Genomic DNA, 19,368 nt, shown 5'->3' with positions numbered 1-19,368 from the left:
GCACCCGTGGACATGGGTTACTCAGCAGCCGACGAGGCGTTCCGCGCTGATCTGCGCGCCTTCCTCGAGGACCACCTGGCCGGGGAGTGGAAGGGCCTGCGCGGCCTCGGCGGACCCGGTCGCGACCACGAGGCCCTCGACGAGCGGCTGGAGTGGAACCGCTTCCTGGCGCGCGAGGGCTGGACGTGCGTGGGGTGGCCGACCGAGCACGGCGGACGGGGACTGAGCCTGTGGCAGCAGGTGATCTTCCACGAGGAGTACGCCCGGGCGAACGCTCCCGCCACCGTCAACCACCTGGGCGAGCAGCTGGTCGGGCCGACCCTGCTGGCCTTCGGCACCGACGCGCAGCGCGAGCGGTTCCTGGGTCCGATCCTGCGCGTCGAGGAGCTGTGGGCCCAGGGCTACTCCGAGCCCAACGCCGGCTCCGACCTCGCCAACGTCCAGACCCGCGCCCGGCTCTCCGACGACGGCTCCCAGTGGGTCGTCGACGGGCAGAAGGTCTGGACCTCCAACGCGCACTTCTCCCAGTGGGTCTTCGTCGTCGCCCGCACCGAGCCCGGCTCGCAGCGCCACCACGGCCTCTCCTTCCTGCTCGTCCCGCTGGACCAGCCGGGCATCGAGGTGCGCCCGATCGAGCAGCTGACCGGCGGGTCGGAGTTCAACGAGGTCTTCTTCACCGGTGCCGTCACCGACGCCGACCTCGTCGTGGGGGAGCCCGGTCGCGGCTGGGGCGTGGCGATGGGCCTGCTGGGCTTCGAGCGCGGCGTGTCCACGCTCGGCCAGGTCGTCGGGTTCCAGCGCGAGCTCGCCGTGGTCTGCGAGCGGGCTCGCGCCAACGGCGCGATCGACGACCCCGTGCTACGCGACCGGCTCGCCTCGCTGCAGGCGGAGCTGAGCGTCATGCGCTCCAACGGCATCCGCGGCCTGTCGGCGGTCAGCGGCGGTGAGGACTCCGCCGCCGGCGGCGGAGCCGGATCGATCTTCAAGATCGTCTGGGCCAACTGGCACCAGCGCCTCGGCGAGGTGGCGATGGACGTGCTCGGCACCGACGGACTGCTGCAGGCCGCCCCCGAGCAGTCCGGTGCCGGCCACGGCACCTACGAGCTGGACGAGCTCCAGCGGATCTTCCTCTTCGCGCGTGCCGACACCATCTACGGCGGCAGCGACGAGGTGCAGAAGAACATCCTGGCCGAGCGCGTGCTCGGTCTGCCCCGCGAGCCCAAGGGAGCCTGACCATGACGAACACTCGGCCGGAGCAGCCGACCCCGGCGTACGTCCCCCCGCACGACCTGCTGCGCGGCAAGGTGGTCGCCGTGACCGCCGGTGCGGGTGCCGGCATCGGCGCCGCGGTCGTGCGGCGGGTGCTGGAGGAGGGCGCGAAGGCGGTCGTCTTCTCCGACACCCACGCGCGCCGGCTCGCCGAGGCCGAGGAGGCCCTGGCGGCTGAGTTCGGCGCCGAGCGGGTGCGCCAGCTGGTCTGCGACGTGACCGAGGAGGAGGACGTCCAGGCGATGCTCGACGTCGCCGACGAGCTCGGTGGCGTGGACGTGATGATCAACAACGCCGGCCTCGGCGGCACCGCCTCGGTGCTGGAGATGACCGACGAGCAGTGGCTCAAGGTCCTCGACATCACGCTCAACGGCGCCTTCCGGTGCGTGCGGGCCGCCGGCCAGCGGATGGTCGCCGCGGGCACCCGCGGGGTGATCGTCAACAACGCCTCGGTCATCGGCTGGCGGGCCCAGGAGGGACAGGCCCACTACGCCGCCGCGAAAGCCGGCGTCATGGCACTGACCCGCTGCGCGGCGCTCGACCTGGCGCCCCACGGCATCCGGGTCAACGCGGTCAGCCCGTCCCTGGCCATGCACCCGTTCCTGGAGAAGGTCACCTCCCCGGAGCTGCTGCACGAGCTGAAGCAGCGCGAGGCGTTCGGCCGCGCCGCCGAGCCGTGGGAGATCGCCAACGTGATGGTGTTCCTGGCCAGCGACTACGCCTCCTACCTCACCGGCGAGGTCGTGTCGGCGAGCAGCCAGCATGCCTGACCAGGCCGACGGCTCGACGACCACGGAGTCGCGGCGCGAGGAGCTGCTGCGGATCGCGGCCGACCTCTTCGCCAGCAAGGGCTTCCGCAACACCACGGTCCGCGACATCGCCGACGCCGCGGGCATCCTCTCGGGCAGCCTCTACCACCACTTCGACTCCAAGGAGTCGATGGTCGACGAGCTCATGCGCACCTTCCAGGCCGAGCTCTTCGCGGCGTACGACGAGATCCTGGCCAGCAGCGACGACGCCCGCACCAAGCTGGAGCGGGCCGTGCGGCTGTCCTTCGACACCATCGAGCGCCGCGGCGCCGAGGTGGCGATCTTCCAGAACGAGGCGGCCACGCTCGGCACCTCGGAGCGCTTCGGCTACCTCGCCGAGCGCAACCGACAGTCCCGCGACGTCTGGGTCACCTTGCTGACCGAGGGGGTGGAGTCCGGGGCGCTGCGCCCGGACCTCGACATCACCCTGACCTACCGTTTCATCCGCGACACCGTCTGGGTCGCGGTCCGGTGGTACCGCCCCGGGGGGCCGCACACGGCCACCCAGGTGGCCGACCAGTACCTCACCATCCTGCTCGACGGAATCGCGAAGGGAACCCCCCATGCCTGAGGCCTACATCATCGACGCCGTCCGCACGCCGGTCGGCAAGCGCGGGGGCGCCCTCGCGGGCGTGCACTCCGCCGACCTCGGTGCGCACGTGCTCTCCGCCCTGATGACCCGCACGGGCGTCGACCCGGGCGCCGTGGACGACGTGATCATGGGGTGCTGCGACACCATCGGCTCGCAGGCGGGCGACGTCGCCCGCTCCGCCTGGCTCGTCGCCGGGCTGCCCGACCACGTGCCCGGCGTGACCATCGACCGGCAGTGCGGCTCCTCGCAGCAGGCGGTCCACTTCGCCGCCCAGGGCGTCATGTCCGGCACCCAGGACCTCGTCGTCGCCGGCGGCCTGCAGAACATGTCGGCGATCCCGATCTCGGCTGCGATGCTGGTCGGTCAGCAGTACGGCTTCACCACGCCCTTCGCGGAGTCGCCGGGCTGGAACGCGCGCTACGGCGACCAGGAGGTCTCGCAGTTCAGGTCGGCCGAGATGATCGCGGAGAAGTGGGACATCTCGCGCGAGGACATGGAGGCCTTCGCGCTCGCCTCGCACCAGCGTGCGCTCGCCGCCATCGCCGAGGGCCGCTTCGCCGGCGAGATCGCTCCGGTCACGCTCGCCGACGGCACGGTCTTCGACACCGACCAGTGCCCGCGGGAGACCTCGCTGGAGAAGATGGCCGGCCTACAGCCGCTGGCCCCCGGCGGCCGGATCACCGCCGCCGTGGCCTCGCAGATCTGCGACGCCTCGACCGCGATGCTCATCGCCTCGGAGGGGGCCGTCTCCGAGCACGGGCTCACGCCCCGCGCCCGCGTGCACCACCTGTCGGTGCGCGGCGACGACCCGATCTGGATGCTCACCGGCCCGATCGAGGCGACCAAGCACGCCCTGGCCAGGTCCGGGCTCTCGATCGACGACATCGACCTGTTCGAGTGCAACGAGGCCTTCGCCTCCGTCGTCCTGGCCTGGATGAAGGAGACCGGCGCGCCGCACGAGAAGGTCAACGTCAACGGCGGCGGCATCTCGCTCGGCCACCCGATCGGCGCCACCGGCACCCGGCTCATGACCACGATGCTCAACGAGCTCGAGCGCACCGGCGGCCGCTACGGCCTGCAGACCATGTGCGAGGGCGGCGGCCAGGCCAACGTCACCATCATCGAGCGTCTCTGACGGCGCGGCGCCCGGCTCTCCTGGACCTCAGGGGAGCCAGGTGTCGCCGATGCCGAGCGGGAACCAGAGCTCCCCGCGGTAGTGGTTGTCCCTGCTGGTGAAGGTGCCGTCCACCCATCCGACGTACCAGCCCGCGCGGATGTCGTTGCCCCTCAGCACCAGGTGCGCGGGCGTGCAGGCGCCGTAGCAGCCGAACCCGTAGGACTTCGCGCCGGTGAGCCGGACGGTGTTGCCGGTGGCCACCGTGTCGACGACCGGGCCCCAGACCTGCCCCGGGCCGCGGGTCATGAGGAACGTGCCCTCCTCGGCGCTGCTAGTCACGGTGTTGCCCAGGACGCGGGTCCCCGTGGTGCGGGAGCCGCCGAGCTCGGTGAACGCCAGGTCGTCGGTGGAGGTGTTGCCCTCGATCAGGGTGTCGACGGCCTGGTAGACCTCGACCGCGGCGCCGTCGACCCGGTAGTCCGGCGAGGGGGCGTGGTGCCCGGAGATCCGGTTGCCGAGGACCCGGGCGTGGTCGCCGTTCACCTCGATGCCGAAGGCGCCGTAGTCGTCGTCCGGACCGTGGGTGTCGGGTGCCATGAGCGTGTTGTCGTGGACGTACGACGCCGTGACGGTCGCGCGCTGCGAGCCCTCGCGGATCCAGACGCCGGCGACGCTGCCCGAGGCCTCGACCCCGTCGAGCAGGACGTCGTCGCCCTCGACCCGGAAGCCGGCGCGGCCGCAGTCGTGGGCGTGCACGCCGCTCACGGTCGACCAGCTGCCCTGCAGCAGGACGCACCGGCCGTCGGAGACCAGCGGGGCGGATCCTTCGCCGTACGCCTCGACCCGGATGGGTGCGGCGGCAGTGCCGCTCTCGCCGAGGACGAGCTCACCCACGTGGACCGAGCCGGCACGCAGCCGCAGCACCTCGCCGGGGGCCAGGGTCTCCGCGCTCGCGCGGGTCAGGGTGCGCCAGGCCGTGGCGGGGCTGCGTCCGTCGGCGGTGTCGGAGCCCGCGACCGGGTCGACGTGGAAGGCGGTCGGTGCGGGGTCGGGGGTGGCCGTGGGACCCGGGGTCTCGGGCGTGGGGGTGGGCTGCGGGGTGGGCAGCACGGTCGGCTCGGTCGTCGGCGAGGACGACACGGTCGCCGTGGGCGTCGGCTCGGCAGTGGGGGTCGGCTCGACGGTGGGGGTGGCGGTCGGCTCGGCAGTGGGGGTGGCTGTCGGGGTGGCGGTCGGCTCGACGGTGGGGGTGGTGCCGCCGCCCGTACCGCCCTGCCCGCCCTTGCCGCCGCCCTTGCCCCCCTTCTTGTCGTCCTGCTGCCGCTTGCAGCGGCGCTCGCGCTTGGCGCTGTCGAGCTTGGCGCAGGCCCGGCGCTGGGCGCGCTCGCCCGTGTCCGCGCGTCGTGCGCTGGTCGACACCGCGGCGGCGCGTGAGCCGAGGTCGTCGGTGCCACGGGAGACCGGCTCGTCGGCGGTGCGGGCCGAGACGGGCGTGGTGGCCATGGCGGCGAGGATCACCAGGACCGAGACCGAGAAGAGCAGGAGTCGCCAGAGGGACGCAACGGGCATGGGGGTGCTCCGAGACCAGGGGGGGTGGGGGGTGAGCCCACCGGTGGGTCGCCGGAGGGATCACCCCACGCTTCGGTCGCGGGACACGCGGACCTGAGGTCCCGCGCACGAAACCGCCCTCGTGGTCCCGGAGATGGCCCGAACGGGCCATGCCGGGCAGCGTCAGGCGGCGGGTTCCACCCACCACGGACTGGTGTAGGCGATCCCCAGGTCGTTGCAGGGGTGGCCGTCGGGCCCCGGCGTGTCATTGGCCTGGTCGGGGTCGGAGATCCGCACGAGCAGCCAGTCGCCGTCCGCCACGTCGACCCGGGTCCCCAGCTCGAGCACGGGCCCGACCGAGAACTCCTCGACGGCCACCACCTCCGGCACCTCGTTGCCGGGTCGCAGCACCTGGGCGGCGAGGCGCCGCCCGCGCCAGGAGCGGTCCCGGGCCAGGTCCAGCCGCAGGGTCAGCTCCCCCTTCCCGCCGCGCAGGGGGATGGTGCTGCCCATCCGTACCGGGCGGCCGCGGCGTGGTGTGGCCGTGGCGTCCAGGCGCAGCCCCGAGGTGCGGGTCGCGAAGAACCGGCGCTGCCGCATCGCGCGCTTCACCTCGGCGCGGGTGTGGTCGGTGACCCACAGCCCCGTGCGGCCCTTGCCCTCCGGGAAGCCCCAGTCGGTGCCGTGCTCGTCGGTCACCCCGGCGATGCCCGTGCGCCAGCCGGCGTTGAGGCAGGCCACCAGGGGACTGGACCGCCCGTCGGCGTACCCCTCGAAGAGGTAGTCGTCGGTGCGGTTGAACATCTCCAGGCTCACCACCCGGTCGCGCACCCGCTCGTCGTAGTAGAACTCCTGGAAGCGGCCGGGCTCGCGGCCCGGGTGGTTGAAGCCGGCCAGGCCGTCCGCGCCTCCGTCGAGGAGCAGGCCGGGCTCGCGGGCCAGCCAGCTGAGGAACGGCTGCATGAGGCCGGCTTGCAGCACGTCGACGTAGTGCTCGGTGAACCACACGTTGACGTGCCCGATCAGGGGCTCGGTCCACTCGAACCCACGGATGGCCGTGAAGGCGCCGTCGGTGTCGGCGGCGTCGGCGAGCACCTTGGTCCGGGCCCAGTCGGCCTGGTGGATGCCCGCGAACTGCTTGTACTCCGGCGGCAGGGCCCCCGCGAGGACCTCGCCGAGCAGGTTGTCGCCGATGGTCGCGTGGTCGGTCAGCGCCGCGACGTCCAGACCCGCCGCGCGCATCGAGTCGAAGGCCAGCGCCGGGTCGCCGTCCCCGTCGGAGAGCAGCGTGTGGTTGTGCAGGTCGGCGTGCAGCAGGTGGGTGCCCCGGGTGATCCGGCTGGTGCGGCTCGCCCCGGTGCCGGGCCGGGCCTCGGCCGACAGCGCCGTGCCGGTCGCGGCACCCAGTCCGGCGCCGGTCCCCGCACCGGCGATGAGGAGGCCGGCGCCCGCTTGCGCGAAGGTCCGGCGCGACATGGGGCGGGTGGGGGCTACGTGGCGGTGGCCGTGGCCGTCGGTGCACATGTCCTGGTCAACGTCCTGGTCGGAGGGAGGTGAGGGAAGCCCGGGTGAACGCTCGTCGACGAGCGGGCGCCAGGCGGCGGAGGGGTGCCGGTGGGATAGGTTCGCGCACGTGATCGCCCTGCCCGCCCACGGCTTCGTGATGCTCTCGATGCCCAAGTGCGCGTCGACGACGCTGGTCACCACGCTCAAGGGCCACGCGGAGATCCTCATGCGGGTCAACCCCAAGCTCAAGCACATGAACACCCGCACCTTCACCAAGCGGATGGTTCCCGTGCTGGCGGGAGCCGGCTACGCGCGCAGCGACTACGAGCTGGTCACGCTCTTCCGCGAGCCGGTGTCCTGGCTGGAGTCGTGGTGGCGCTACCGCCAGCGTCCCGCCCTGGCCGAGAAGGCGGACGGCAAGTGGACGGGCGAGATCTCCTTCGAGGAGTTCGTCGTGGCCCACATCGAGGGTGCGCCGGGCTCGATCTCCGGCCGGCAGGCGCGGTTCGTGTCGCTCGACGACGACCTCACCATCGGGGTCGACCGGATCTTCGCCCTCGAGCGCCCGGACGCCTGGCAGGGCTACATCGGCCGCAGGCTCGGGCGTGAGGTCGAGGTCGTCACCAAGAACTGGTCGACCTCGCAGGCGCTCCCCGAGCTCTCCGAGGGCACGCGTGCGCGTCTGACCGAGCACTACCGCGCGGAGTACGACATCTGGCAGCACCTGCTCGACCACGAGGGTGAGTGGGCGCCGCCGGCGGGGTACGTCCCGGGGCGCTGAGCCCCGGCCCGGCTCAGAGCACGTACGAGGCGCCGCGGCGCAGCTCCGCGACCGCGCCGCTCACGACCCGGTCGATGAGCTCCTCGCAGGTCGGCAGGTCGTCGATCAGGCCGACCACCTGGCCCGAGGCGAGCACGCCGGCGTCGGTGTCGCCGTCGACGAGGCCCGCCTTGAGCATGGTGGGGGTGTTGGCCGCGAGCGCCATCTGGCCCAGGGTGCGACCGGAGGCCTTCTTCATGGCCCGGCCGTCCTTGGCGATCTCCACCCACGACATCCCGGAGTCCTTCTTGAACTCCAGGGTGCGCTTCGTGGTGGGGCCCAGACGCTTCCAGCGCGAGGACTCCTCGACCTGCTCGACCAGGTCCGTGCGCAGCATCCGGTGCGGCATCCCGTCCACCTTCGCGGTGACGACGGTGTCGGTGAGGCCCCGCTCGAGGTAGAGCTGCTTGACCGCGTCGGGCACGGCCGAGTCGGCCGTGAGGAGGAACCGGGTGCCCATGCCGACCGCCGAGGCGCCGTACGTCAGGGCGGCCGCGAGGCCGCGACCGTCGAAGAAGCCGCCGGCGGCGACGACGGGCATGTCGCTGCCGATGCCCTTCAGGGCGTCGAGGACCGAGGGCAGCAGCAGCGTGGTCGGGACCGGGCCGGTGTGGCCGCCGCCCTCGCCGCCCTGCACCATCACCGCGTCCGCGCCCCAGCCGGCGACCTTGACCGCGTGCTTGGCCGCGCCGATCGAGGGCATGACGACGATGCCATGGTCCTTGAGCCGCTTGACGAGCTCGGGCTTGGGCTGGAGGGCGAACGAGGCGACCTTGACGCCGTGCTCGATCAGCAGCTCCACGCGCTGCGGGGCGTCGCCGGCGTCGGCACGGAGGTTGACGCCGAAGGGCTGGTCGGTGCGGCCCTTGACCTCGACGATCGCCGACTCCAGCTCCTCGTAGGACATCGTCGCGCTGGCGAGGATGCCGAGACCGCCGGCGTTGGCGGTGCCACTGACGAGACGGGGGCCGGAGACCCAGCCCATGCCGGTCTGCACGACCGGGTGGCGCACGCCGACCAGGTCGGTGAACGGGGTGCGCAGCTGCTGCTCGATCATCAGCTCTCCTCCTTCGGCTGCGGGACCTCCTTGAAGCGCAGGCCCTTCGGGTCCAGCACTTCGCGGATGACCAGCAGCTCCTCCGTGGTGGGGGTGCGGGTCTCGGGGACGTCGTCGTCCCCCACGTGGATCGCGCAGCCGCTGGCCTCGAGCACCTGGTCGACGCTGACGCCAGGATGGACGCTCAGCAGCCGCAGGGTGCGGCCGGGGCCGTCGACGTCGAGCACCGCGAGGTCCGAGACGATCCGGTGGATGTCGTTGAAGCGAGCCGCGGCCGGACCCGCCTCGGCCGCCCGGGTCGGGCCGACGCCGGAGACGACGTCCACGGCCTCGACGAAGACGCGCGGGGAGTGCCGGGGCACCCAGTACGACGTGCGGTTGTTGACCGTGTTGCCCGGGGCGCCGCGCGAGCCGAGCAGCTGGCGCGTGGGCCGGTCGAAGTCACCGATGGCGGAGATGTTCTGGTTGCCGAAGCGGTCGACCTGGGTGGCGCCCATCATCACGTGCCGCTTGCCGTAGGCCACGACGTCGAAGACCCGGCGGAACGGGATCCAGCCCTCGACCTTGTCGGCCTTCGCGAACAGCGGGGGAGTGCCGGCCAGGAAGAGCGACTCCCCGTCGGAGATCACCAGGTCGGGGTTGGAGGTCAGCCGCGCGAGCCGGACACCCAGCATCGGGAGCATCCCCATCGGGCTGGCGAAGATCTCGCCGTCGTCCTTGAACGCGTCGGCGATGGCCGCGGCGCAGACGTCTGCGCGGGTCACGGTCTGCTCGGTGCTCACTTCGCAGCCTCCTTCTCGGCATGCTTCTCGGCGCGGAACGCCTCGACGGCGGCCTGGTAGGCCGCCTCGTCGCCGGCCAGGAACCGGTCGTGGAAGGCCTGCCAGTCCTCGTCGGACCCGCCGGCCGCAGCGGCGTACGCCCGCTGGAACGCCTCGTCGCGCTCGTAGTCGGGGGTGCACGTGGTGAAGTGCGCGCCGTGGGGCGTCTCGACGACGCCGCTGACCATCATCCGGTTGAGCAGCAGCCGCTGGACCGGGGTCTCGTAGGTGAGTCCAGCGGTGTCGACCACCTGCTCGCACGAGACGTAGGCGCGGTCGGCGGCCATGCAGAACAGGTCGTCGAAGTAAGGGTCGGGGCCGAGGTACGTCGCGTTGCCGTGGGCGTCGGCGCGGTTCATGTGCACCAGGGCCACGTCGAGCCTGAGCGCGGGGACGGCGACGAGCTCCTCGTGGCCGTGCCCCTCGTCGTACGGGCTCTGGACCGTCTTGATCCAGGGGTTGTGCACCAGGACGTCGGACCCGAGCCCGGCGCGCATGGGCAGGAACGGCAGTCGCTGCGCTGCGGCCTGGAGGCCGGTGTTGAACATGCCCTCGTCCAGCTCGACGACCTCGGGGATCGTGCCGAGCTGGCGGGCGCGCTGGAAGTTGGGCTCCAGCGGGATCGAGTCGAGGGAGACGAAGGCGTAGACCAGCTTGCGGACCTTGCCGGCGCGCGTGAGCAGGCCGACGTCGGCGCCACCCCAGCTGACCAGCGTGAGGTCCTTGAGGTCCGAGCGGTAGATCGCCCGCACCAGCGCCATCGGCTTGCGCCGCGGGCCCCAGCCGCCGATCCCGATGGTCATGCCGTCCTCGAGGGTGGCGACCACCTCGTCGATCGTCATCCGCTTGTCGCGTGGCGCCTTCACTTCTTGCTCTTCTCCGTCCCCGCGAACTCGTCGCGCAGCTCGTCGGCCACCCCGGCGAGGTTCAGCTCGAAGGTGAACCCCTGCTCGAAGCGGTAGGACTTGTTGACGTCCACGGGGTCGATCCCGTTGAGCGCCTCCTTGGCCGCGCGGATGACCCGGGTGTCCTTCTGCGCGATCTCGCCGGCCACCTTGAGGGCCGCGTCGAGGAGCTGCTCGCGCGGCACGGTCTCGAGGACCGAGCCGAACTGCACGAGGTCGACCGCCTTGATCGTGCGGGCGGTGAAGTAGAGCGTGCGCAGCATGTGCGGCGGGACCAGCCGTGCCATGTGGGTGGCCGCGCCCAGCGCCCCCTGGTTGACCTCGGGCACGCCGAAGTAGGCGTCGTCGCTGGCCACGATGCAGTCGGCGTTGCCGACCAGGCCGACGCCGCCGCCGACGCAGAAGCCGTTGACCGCCGCGACCACCGGGACCGCGCACTCGTAGACCGCCTTGAACGCGACGTAGCAGCCCTTGTTGGCGCCGAGCAGCGCCTCGAAGCCGCTGGTGTGCTGCATCTCCTTGATGTCGACGCCGGCGTTGAACCCGCGACCCTCGGCACGCAGGACGACGACCTTGGTGCTCATGTCGGCACCGGCCTCGTCGAGGGCCGCGGCCACGTCGAACCAGCCCTGGACCGTGAGGGCGTTGACGGGCGGGTGCTCCATGGTGATGACGCGGATGCCGTCGTCACGGAGCTCGGAGGTGATGGTCATGGGGCTCCTGCAGGTCGGTGGTCGGGATGCAGCGCCCGGTGGTCGGGCCGAGATCCCGTCGGTCGAGCCTGTCGAGACCCAACCAAGCAAGTGCTTGGTAGGGTAGCAGCATGGCGCTCTCGCTGGACCTCGCAGGACGGGTCGTCCTCGTCACCGGCGGCACCCGTGGCATCGGCCGCGGCATCACCACCGCGTTCCTCGACGCCGGGGCCACGGTGGTGACCTGCTCCCGCTCGGACGTCGAGCCCGTGCCGGGCAGCAGCCACCGCGTGTGCGACGTCCGGGACGCCGAGGCGGTGGCCGCCATGGTCGAGGCGGTCGCGGCCGAGCACGGTCGGCTGGACGTGCTGGTCAACAACGCCGGGGGGGCGCCCGCCACCGACGCGGCCACCGCCTCGCCGCGCTTCCACGACAAGATCCTCGCGCTCAACCTCAGCGCGCCCCTGGTCCTCGCCCAGGCCGCCAACCGGGTCATGCAGGGGCAGGAGACCGGCGGCGCGATCGTCAACATCTCCTCGATCTCCGCGCACCGGCCCGCGCCCACGATCGCCGCGTACGGCGCCGCGAAGGCCGGCCTGGACTCCCTGACCAGGTCGCTGGCGATGGAGTGGGGCCCCCGCGTGCGGGTCAACGCCATCGACGTGGGCCTGTGCCGCACCGAGCAGACCGACGACCACTACGGCGACGACGCGCGGGTCGCCGCGATCGAGTCGACGATCCCGCTCGGTCGGATGGCGACGCCCACCGAGGTGGGCCACGTCGCGGTCTTCCTGGCCAGTCCGCTGGCGTCGTACGTCTCGGGGGCGCGCGTGACCTGCGACGGCGGCGGCGAGCCGCCGGTCTTCCTCCACCTCTGACCCGTCCCACCCCCCACACCTCTAGGAGCCCCATGTCCGACCTCCTCGCCGGTCGCGTCGCGATCGTCACCGGTGCCGGCCGCGGCATCGGCCGTGCCCACGCCCTCGAGCTGGCCCGCCACGGCGCGGCCGTGGTCGTCAACGACTACGGCGTCTCGCTCGCCGGTGAGGACACCGGCGAGACCCCGGCCGAGCAGGTCGTGGCCGAGATCGAGGCCGCGGGCGGGCGGGCGGTCGTCAACACCGCCGACGTGGCCGACTGGGAGCAGGCCGCGGCGATGGTCCAGCAGGCGATCGACACCTTCGGCGGCCTCGACATCCTGGTGAACAATGCCGGCTTCGTCCGCGACCGGATGCTCGTGAACACCTCCGAGGAGGAGTGGGATGCCGTCGTGCGGGTGCTCCTCAAGGGCCACTTCGCGCCGCTGCGCCACGCCGGCGCCTACTGGCGCGAGGAGGCCAAGGCCGGCCGGACCCGCGCCGCGCGTGTCGTCAACACCTCCTCCGGGGCGGGCCTGCAGGGGTCGGTCGGCCAGTCGGCGTACTCCGCCGCCAAGGCAGGCGTCGCCGGCCTCACCCTCGTCGCCGCCCAGGAGATGGGCCGCTACGGCGTGACCGTCAACGCCATCGCCCCCGTCGCCAAGACCCGGATGACCGAGGGCGCCTTCGACACCTCGCAGATGGCCCTGCCCGAGGACAACTCGCCCGTCGTCGCCTGGCTGGTCTCCGAGGAGGCCGGCGACGTCACGGGCCGGATGATCGAGATCGACGGCTCGGTCATCACCCTCGAGAACGGCTGGTCGCACGGGGAGTCCCGCGACGCCGGCACCCGCTGGGTTGCCTCCGACGTCGGGCCCGCCCTGCGGGAGATGATCGCTGCCGCGCCGGACCCGGAGCCGGTGTACGGGGCGTGAGGCGGGAAGGTTCAGCGGCCGGCCGCTGAAACTGACGGTGGTTTCATCGTCCCGCCGTCAGTTTCGTCCCCATGGCTCGGCAGTTGCTTCCGCGGAGCTGTCAGCGCTGGTGAGGACCGAGGCACGACCGGTCGGCTCTGACTCAGGCGGCAGCGCGGGCAACGAGGGTCCGGAGCCTGGCGACGAACTGGCCGGGATGCTCGAGGTCCTGCCAGGTCATCCGCACCACGAGCCATCCCTGAGCTCGCAAGCGGTCCTCCCGACGCTTCTCCCTCATGACGGCCTCCTCGACGCTCTCACCTGGCCGACGGTGCTCTCGATACTTCACCTTCCCGTCGAACTCGACGATGACCTTCCGCTCTGGCCACGCGAAGTCCACTCGTCCGATAAAGGTCCCGTCCGGCTCGAAGAGGTCCAGCTGCAGGACCGGGCGGGGGAGACCGTGGTCCTGGAAGAGCAGCCTGGCCCGCGACTCACCGACGCTCTCGCTCTCGGCGCTCGTTGCGTCCAGCTTCACCATCACGTCCAGGTGGTGCTGCCACTGGGTGCGTCGCTCGAGTGCCGCAGACAGCTCGTCCCGTGTCACCAGTGACTGGTTGAGGAACCAGTCGAGGGTGCACACCGCCGCCTCGCGCGGCAGGACGCTGGCTACGTCGAGAGCCGTGCGGATCGGTGTGGTGATCCAGTGCCCGTTTCGTCGCGTCACGTCGTGCACGTCGCACTCCCCGTGGTGATGCCTGACCGAGGCCTGGGTGCGCTCACCCGCGCCGAAGAGGTCAGTCATGTGGACCAGGCCGAGGGGCACTTGCCAGTCGGGCGAGCCGTACTCCAGTGAGGCGCTCGTGTGCGACAGGGCGACGTCGTCGCCGTACAAGCGCATCACTCCGCTCACGAGCATCGCGTGACGCTGCCTGGGCGTGGACTGCTCGAGGCGGCCGGCAAGTGCGTAGACCCCGTGTCGCAGACGGACCAGCACGCCACCGCGGCACAGGCGCCTGATCGCTGAGTCGTGGATCCCGGCTGCGACCATGTCGCGGCGCAGCACGACCCCGAGGTCGTCGCAGAGGTGCTCGATCATGGCCTCAGCCTGGGCGGCAGCGCAGTCCGCCGCCAGCCTCACTGGGCGCGCCTGTGGACAACCGGGTCGGCAGTTTCAGCGGCCGGCCGCTGAAACTGACGGCGGGCCGACGATGTTTCAGCGTCCCTCCGTCAGTTCTAGCGGCCGGCCGCTGAAACTGCCGCGACCTCCGAGCCGACCCTCAGATCAGCTCCAGCACCGTCCCGGTCGCCATGGCACCCCCGGCGCACATGGAGATGAGGGCCGTGGAGGCGCCGCGGCGCTCGAGCTCGTGGAGGGCGGTGGTGATGAGGCGGGTGCCGGTGGAGCCGACCGGGTGGCCCAGGGCGATGGCGCCGCCGTTGACGTTGACCTTGTCCATGTCGACCTTGTGCTCGCCGGCCCAGGACAGCACGACCGAGGCGAAGGCCTCGTTGACCTCGAACAGGTCGAAGTCGGAGATGGACATGCCGGTGCGGTCGAGCACCTTCTGGGTGGCGGCGACAGGGCCGTCGAGGTGGAAGTAGGGGTCGGAGCCGACGAGGGTGTGGGTGACGATCCGGGCCCGGGGGCGCAGGCCGAGGGAGCGGGCGAGGTCCTCGTCCATGATCAGCACCGCGGAGGCGCCGTCGGAGATCTGCGAGGAGGTGCCGGCGGTGTGCAGGCCGTCGGGCAGCACGGTCTTGAGCGAGGCCAGGCCCTCGAGCGTCGTCTCGCGCAGGCCCTGGTCGGCGTCGACGGTACGACGCTCGCCGGTCGGCTTGCCGTCGGCGTCGAGCACCGGGGCGTCGTACGCCGCGATCTCGCGCTGGAAGCGTCCCTCGTCCACAGCGACGCGGGCCTTCTGCTGGGAGGCGAGACCGAATGCCTCGAGGTCGGCGCGGGTGATGCCCCGGTGGCGGGCGATCCGGTCGGCGGCCTCGAACTGGTTGGGCATGTCGATGGTCCAGTCGTCGGGCCGCGGGTCGCCCATGCCGGGGGGAACGTTGGCGCCGAGCGGGATGCGCGACATCGCCTCGACACCGCACGCGATGCCGACCGAGATGGTGCCGGCGGCGACCATGTCGTTCACGAAGTGCGCCGCCTGCTGGCCCGAGCCGCACTGGGCGTCGATGGCGGTGCCGGCGGTGTGCTGGGGGAGTCCGGCGTGCAGCCAGGCCCGGCGCACCATGTCGTTGGACTGCTCACCGGCCTGGGTCACGCAGCCGCCGACGACCTGCTCCACGAGCTCGGGGTCCACCCCCGCACGGCGCAGGACCTCGCCCTGCACGAAGCCCAGGAGCTGGGCGGGGTGGACGCCCGCGAGCCAGCCCTTGCGCTTGCCGAGGGGGGTGCGGACGGCATCGACGATCACTGGTGTTCCCATGGCAGCAAACTAGAACACGTTCTCGTTCGTGTCACGGCAGTGCCACTCCGGGTGAGATCGTTGCCGCCGTACCGACGGTATGTAATGCTGCTCACTAGAACGTGTTCCACATCGCACGACCGTGCCGTCGGACGAGCAGGTCACGCCCACCCCACCACGAGCCCATGACGAGGGAGCAGCCCGTGACGATCGCCGAGACCCCCCTGGCGCCGTTCGACCCGACCGACCCCGACCTGATGCTGGCCCGGATGCCCCACGAGGAGCTGCTCGCGCTGCGTCGCACCGCGCCGGTCTCGTTCGTCGTCCAGGACGAGGTCGCCCGGGCGGGCTTCCCGGACCACGAGGGCTACTGGGCCATCAGCCGCCACGCCGACGTCGCAGCGGTCTCGAAGAACCAGACCGACTTCTCCACCAACGCCAACGGCGTGATCATGCGGTTCGCACCCGACATGACCAAGGAGAACCGCGAGGCGTCGAACTTCCTGCTCATCAACCACGACGCACCCGAGCACACCAAGCTGCGCCAGATCGTCTCCCGCGCCTTCACCCCGCGCGCGATCGCCGCCCTGCACGACGACCTGCAGGCCCGCGCGCGGACCATCTGGGCCGAGGCGGTCGAGTCCGGCAGCGGCGACTTCGTGGAGCAGGTGGCAGCCGAGCTGCCGCTCCAGGCGATCGCCGACCTCCTGGGCGTGCCGCAGGCCGACCGCGGCAAGCTCTTCGACTGGTCGAACCAGCTCATGTCGTACGACGACCCGACCGTCGAGGGTGACCAGATGGTCGCGTTCGCCGAGATCCTCGGCTACTCGATGGCCCTGGCCGACGAGCGCCGCAAGAACCCGCAGGACGACATCGTCACCAAGCTGGTCAGCGCCGACGTCGACGGCCGCGGCCTCACCGACGACGAGTTCGGCTTCTTCATGATCCTGCTGGCCGTGGCCGGCAACGAGACCACGCGCAACGCCATCACCTGGGGCATGCACGCCTTCGCCACCCACCCCGAGCAGTGGGAGACCTTCGTCGCCCAGCGCCCGGCGACGGCGACCGACGAGATCATCCGGTGGGCCACCCCGGTGACGGCCTTCCAGCGCACCGCCGTGCGCGACGTCGAGATCGGGGGCATCCAGGTCCCGGCCGGCGAGCGCGTGGGCCTGCTCTACGCCAGCGCGAACTTCGACGAGGACGTCTTCACCGACCCCTTCACCTTCGACGTGCTGCGCGACCACAACCCGCACCAGGCGTTCGGCGGCCACGGGGCGCACTACTGCATCGGCGCCAACCTGGCGCGCATGGAGGTCGACCTGATCTTCAACGCCATCGCCGACAGCGGCGTGAGGGTCGAGCTGCTCGGCGAGCCGGCCCGCCTGCGCAGCGGCTGGCTCAACGGCGTGAAGTCCATGCCGGTCGCCTACCACCACTGACACACTGCCCGCACCGCACCCCGCACCGCATCCAGAACCGCACCCAGCACCGCCACCACTGCTCGACACCCCACGCACGAGGAGCGCCATGTCCGTCGCCGACGTCCTGCCCGAGGGATTCTCCGACTTCACCGACCCCTTCCTGCTCGAGCGGGGCATCCCGCACGAGTCGTTCCGGGCCGCGCGCCGGCAGTTCCCCGTCACCTGGGTGGAGCAGGAGAAGGGCACCTACGACGGCATGTCGGAGGAGTCCGGCAGCGGCTACTGGGCGGTGACCAAGCACGCGGACGTCTCGGCGGTGTCGAAGAACTCCAAGGACTGGTCGACCGAGGAGAACGGCGCGATCATCCGCTTCTCCGAGGGCATGCTGCGGGAGCAGGTCGAGCTCCAGCGCACCATCCTGCTCAACCAGGACCCGCCGCACCACACGCAGCACCGGGCGATCATCAGCCGCGGCTTCACGCCCCGCTCGATCGCCGAGCTCGAGGAGACGATGGAGCGGCGCTCGCGCCAGATCGTCACCGACGCGTTGGCCCAGGGCAGCGGCAACTTCGTGGAGCAGGTCGCCGCCGAGCTGCCCCTCCAGGCGATCGCGGACCTGATCGGCGTCCCGCAGGAGGACCGGCACAAGCTGTTCGACTGGTCGAACCAGATGCTCGCCTCCGACGACCCCGACATCGCGGGCGAGCCGGACGTCGCGGCCGCCGAGATCCTGGCCTACGCGATGATGATGGCCGCCGACCGCAAGGCCAACCCGCGCGAGGACATCGTCACCAAGCTCGTCCACGCCCACAGCGGCGACCGGGGGCTGACCGACGACGAGTTCGGCTTCTTCGTGATCCTGCTCGCGGTCGCCGGCAACGAGACCACCCGCAACGCGATCACCCACGGCATGAACGCCTTCTTCGACAACCCCGAGCAGTGGGAGCTGTGGAAGGCCGAGCGCCCCGACACGATGGTCGACGAGGTCGTGCGCTGGGCCAGCCCGATCAGCGTGTTCCAGCGCACCGCGCTGCGCGACACCGAGGTCGGCGGGGTGCCCGTCGCCAAGGGCCAGCGCGTCGGCCTGTTCTACGCCAGCGCCAACTTCGACGAGGACGTCTTCACCGACCCGTTCCGGTTCGACATCACCCGCGACCCCAACCCGCAGCTCGGCTTCGGCGGCCACGGGGCGCACTACTGCCTCGGCGCCAACCTCGCCCGCCAGGAGATCCGGGTGATCTTCCGCGCCCTGGCCGACCTGGTGCCGGACATCTCCCGGCTCGCCGAGCCCTCGCGGCTGCGCCACGCCTGGGTCAACGGCATCAAGGACCTGCAGGTCTCCTACACCTGAGCACCGGGCGGCCGATGGGAGCGGGGTGACCCGCCCCTCTCGGACGTTCCTCGCGGCCCTCGCCGCCGTCACGTCGGTGTCCCTCGTGCCCGGCCCGGCGCACGCGGTGCCGCACGGCGAGGAGTCCGTGGCCGCGCCGGTGGAGGCACGCGAACGGCACGTGGCCGGGCTGCTGGCGGTCCCGGGCGACAGCTGGGTGGTGCTCCGGGGGCACGGCTGGGGCCACGGGCACGGCATGAGCCAGTACGGCGCCGGCGGGGCCGCAGCAGCGGGACTGACCTGGCAGCAGATCCTCGACTTCTACTACCCGGGCACCCGCCGCGGCGCAGCCACCGGTGAGATCCGCGTGCTGCTCACCGGTGACACCACGCCCGACCTCGTGGTCCGGCACCAGCCCGGGCTGCAGCTCGTCGCGGGCGGCACCGTGACCGTGCTCCCGGACGGCGTCACCGACCAGTGGCGGCTCGCGCTCACCCCGCGCGGGCCGCGGCTGCAACGTCGGGACACCGCGGCGGGGACCCTGCGGTGGCGTCCCGACCGACCGGTGCCCGCCGGGGCCGGCTTCGCGGCCGGTGGGGGACCGCTGGTGCTCGTGACCCCGACCGGCGAGGCGTCGTACCGCGGGCGCCTCGTCGCCGTGCCCGGGGTCGGCACGGTGAACACCCTGCCGCTCGAGGAGTACGTCCGCGGCGTCGTGACCCGGGAGATGCCTGCGTCCTGGCCCGCGCACGCGGTGGCCGCCCAGGCCGTCGCGGCCCGGACCTACGCCGTGCGGTCACGGAGCGCGGAGCGGGCCTGGGACGTCTGCGACACCACCTCGTGCCAGGTGTACGGCGGCGTGGGGGGCGAGACCGCAGCGGGCGACGCCGCGGTGTCCGCGACCACCGGCACGATCCTCACCCACGGCGGCCTCCCGGCCCTGACGATGTACTCCTCGAGCAACGGCGGCCGCGCCCTGGCGGCCGGGCTGCCCTACCTGGTCGATCAGCGCGACCCGTGGGACGACTGGGCACCCAACCCGAACCACACCTGGCGGCGCATGGTCGCCGACACCGCCCTCGAGCAGCTGCGGCCCGCCGTCGGCGACCTCACGGCTGTGGAGGTCGTCGGGCGCGAGGGCGGCGGTGAGTGGGGCGGGCGCGTGACGACCCTGCGGCTGGTCGGCACGACCGGCACCGCCACCGTGCCCGGTGACGAGGTGAAGGCCCGACTGGGGCTCAAGGAGCGGTGGTTCACCCTGGTCGGCGCCCGCCGACGCTGAGT

General features: G+C 72.0%; 18 protein-coding genes. 10 read left to right on the top strand and 8 right to left on the bottom strand.

The annotated features are described in order from the left end of the window. The first annotated feature begins 12 nt into the window (after positions 1-12). Genes ACYVID_RS09825 through ACYVID_RS09810 form a run of 4 tightly spaced genes read left to right on the top strand, consistent with a single transcriptional unit; the run spans position 13 to position 3,805 of the window. Positions 13-1,233, top strand: a complete 1,221-nt coding sequence (locus ACYVID_RS09825) for an acyl-CoA dehydrogenase family protein (protein ID WP_460736626.1) — start codon at positions 13-15, stop codon at positions 1,231-1,233. A gap of 2 nt (positions 1,234-1,235) precedes the next feature. Next, the gene (locus ACYVID_RS09820; RefSeq protein ID WP_460736529.1) at positions 1,236-2,039 is read left to right on the top strand and encodes an SDR family oxidoreductase; all 804 of its coding nucleotides are present in this window, start codon (positions 1,236-1,238) and stop codon (positions 2,037-2,039) included. Continuing rightward, on the top strand, positions 2,032-2,649 hold the full coding sequence (locus ACYVID_RS09815) for a TetR/AcrR family transcriptional regulator (protein WP_460736528.1): 618 nt from the start codon (positions 2,032-2,034) through the stop codon (positions 2,647-2,649). The genes ACYVID_RS09820 and ACYVID_RS09815 overlap by 8 nt, the downstream gene beginning before the upstream one ends. After that, the gene (locus tag ACYVID_RS09810) at positions 2,642-3,805 is read left to right on the top strand and encodes an acetyl-CoA C-acetyltransferase (RefSeq protein ID WP_460736527.1); all 1,164 of its coding nucleotides are present in this window, start codon (positions 2,642-2,644) and stop codon (positions 3,803-3,805) included. The genes ACYVID_RS09815 and ACYVID_RS09810 overlap by 8 nt, the downstream gene beginning before the upstream one ends. Before the next feature lie 27 nt (positions 3,806-3,832). On the opposite strand, the gene ACYVID_RS09805 is transcribed toward ACYVID_RS09810, so the two are convergent. Then, the gene (locus ACYVID_RS09805; RefSeq protein WP_460736526.1) at positions 3,833-5,356 is read right to left on the bottom strand and encodes a right-handed parallel beta-helix repeat-containing protein; all 1,524 of its coding nucleotides are present in this window, start codon (positions 5,354-5,356) and stop codon (positions 3,833-3,835) included. A 162-nt stretch (positions 5,357-5,518) separates the two neighbouring features. Beyond that, entirely contained in the window at positions 5,519-6,811 is a 1,293-nt protein-coding gene (locus ACYVID_RS09800) for a CehA/McbA family metallohydrolase (protein ID WP_460736525.1), read from the bottom strand. A 157-nt stretch (positions 6,812-6,968) separates the two neighbouring features. Between ACYVID_RS09800 and ACYVID_RS09795 the strand changes: the two genes are divergently transcribed. Further along, the gene (locus tag ACYVID_RS09795; RefSeq protein WP_460736524.1) at positions 6,969-7,622 is read left to right on the top strand and encodes a sulfotransferase family protein; all 654 of its coding nucleotides are present in this window, start codon (positions 6,969-6,971) and stop codon (positions 7,620-7,622) included. 13 nt (positions 7,623-7,635) lie between these two features. Here the strand turns inward: ACYVID_RS09795 and ACYVID_RS09790 are convergent, their stop codons facing one another. Genes ACYVID_RS09790 through ACYVID_RS09775 form a run of 4 tightly spaced genes read right to left on the bottom strand, consistent with a single transcriptional unit; the run spans position 7,636 to position 11,157 of the window. Further along, positions 7,636-8,718 (bottom strand): NAD(P)H-dependent flavin oxidoreductase, encoded by a 1,083-nt coding sequence (locus ACYVID_RS09790; protein ID WP_460736523.1) that lies wholly within the window; start codon positions 8,716-8,718, stop codon positions 7,636-7,638. After that, complete coding sequence (locus tag ACYVID_RS09785; RefSeq protein WP_460736522.1) at positions 8,718-9,500, bottom strand: CoA-transferase subunit beta; 783 nt, start codon at positions 9,498-9,500, stop codon at positions 8,718-8,720. Before ACYVID_RS09785 ends, ACYVID_RS09790 begins: the two co-directional genes overlap by 1 nt. Further along, positions 9,497-10,405, bottom strand: a complete 909-nt coding sequence (locus ACYVID_RS09780; protein ID WP_460736521.1) for a CoA transferase subunit A — start codon at positions 10,403-10,405, stop codon at positions 9,497-9,499. The genes ACYVID_RS09785 and ACYVID_RS09780 overlap by 4 nt, the downstream gene beginning before the upstream one ends. Beyond that, positions 10,402-11,157, bottom strand: coding sequence for an enoyl-CoA hydratase family protein (locus ACYVID_RS09775; RefSeq protein WP_460736520.1), 756 nt, complete (start codon positions 11,155-11,157; stop codon positions 10,402-10,404). The genes ACYVID_RS09780 and ACYVID_RS09775 overlap by 4 nt, the downstream gene beginning before the upstream one ends. A 110-nt stretch (positions 11,158-11,267) precedes the next feature. On the opposite strand from ACYVID_RS09775, the gene ACYVID_RS09770 reads away from it, so the two are divergent. Beyond that, positions 11,268-12,014 (top strand): SDR family oxidoreductase, encoded by a 747-nt coding sequence (locus ACYVID_RS09770; RefSeq protein WP_460736519.1) that lies wholly within the window; start codon positions 11,268-11,270, stop codon positions 12,012-12,014. Between the two features lie 32 nt (positions 12,015-12,046). Continuing rightward, a complete protein-coding gene (locus ACYVID_RS09765; RefSeq protein ID WP_460736518.1) occupies positions 12,047-12,928 on the top strand; it encodes an SDR family oxidoreductase in 882 nt (293 codons plus the stop codon). A 142-nt stretch (positions 12,929-13,070) separates the two neighbouring features. On the opposite strand, the gene ACYVID_RS09760 is transcribed toward ACYVID_RS09765, so the two are convergent. Then, entirely contained in the window at positions 13,071-14,006 is a 936-nt protein-coding gene (locus ACYVID_RS09760; RefSeq protein ID WP_460736517.1) for a type IV toxin-antitoxin system AbiEi family antitoxin domain-containing protein, read from the bottom strand. A 181-nt stretch (positions 14,007-14,187) separates the two neighbouring features. Beyond that, complete coding sequence (locus ACYVID_RS09755) at positions 14,188-15,351, bottom strand: steroid 3-ketoacyl-CoA thiolase (RefSeq protein WP_460736516.1); 1,164 nt, start codon at positions 15,349-15,351, stop codon at positions 14,188-14,190. 164 nt (positions 15,352-15,515) lie between these two features. Between ACYVID_RS09755 and ACYVID_RS09750 the strand changes: the two genes are divergently transcribed. The 3 genes from ACYVID_RS09750 (at position 15,516) to ACYVID_RS09740 (ending at position 19,366) form a co-directional block, all read left to right on the top strand. Further along, positions 15,516-16,772 carry a cytochrome P450 gene (locus tag ACYVID_RS09750; protein WP_460736515.1) on the top strand — a complete coding sequence of 419 codons (1,257 nt, stop codon included), beginning with the start codon at positions 15,516-15,518 and terminating at the stop codon, positions 16,770-16,772. Positions 16,773-16,860: 88 nt separating this feature from the next. Beyond that, positions 16,861-18,105, top strand: coding sequence for a cytochrome P450 (locus ACYVID_RS09745; protein ID WP_460736514.1), 1,245 nt, complete (start codon positions 16,861-16,863; stop codon positions 18,103-18,105). A 25-nt stretch (positions 18,106-18,130) separates the two neighbouring features. Further along, on the top strand, positions 18,131-19,366 hold the full coding sequence (locus tag ACYVID_RS09740) for a SpoIID/LytB domain-containing protein (protein WP_460736513.1): 1,236 nt from the start codon (positions 18,131-18,133) through the stop codon (positions 19,364-19,366). Positions 19,367-19,368 lie beyond the last annotated feature (2 nt).

The sequence above is a fragment of the Nocardioides ginkgobilobae genome (assembly GCF_054781275.1).
This window is presented reverse-complemented; position numbering and strand designations above follow the sequence as displayed.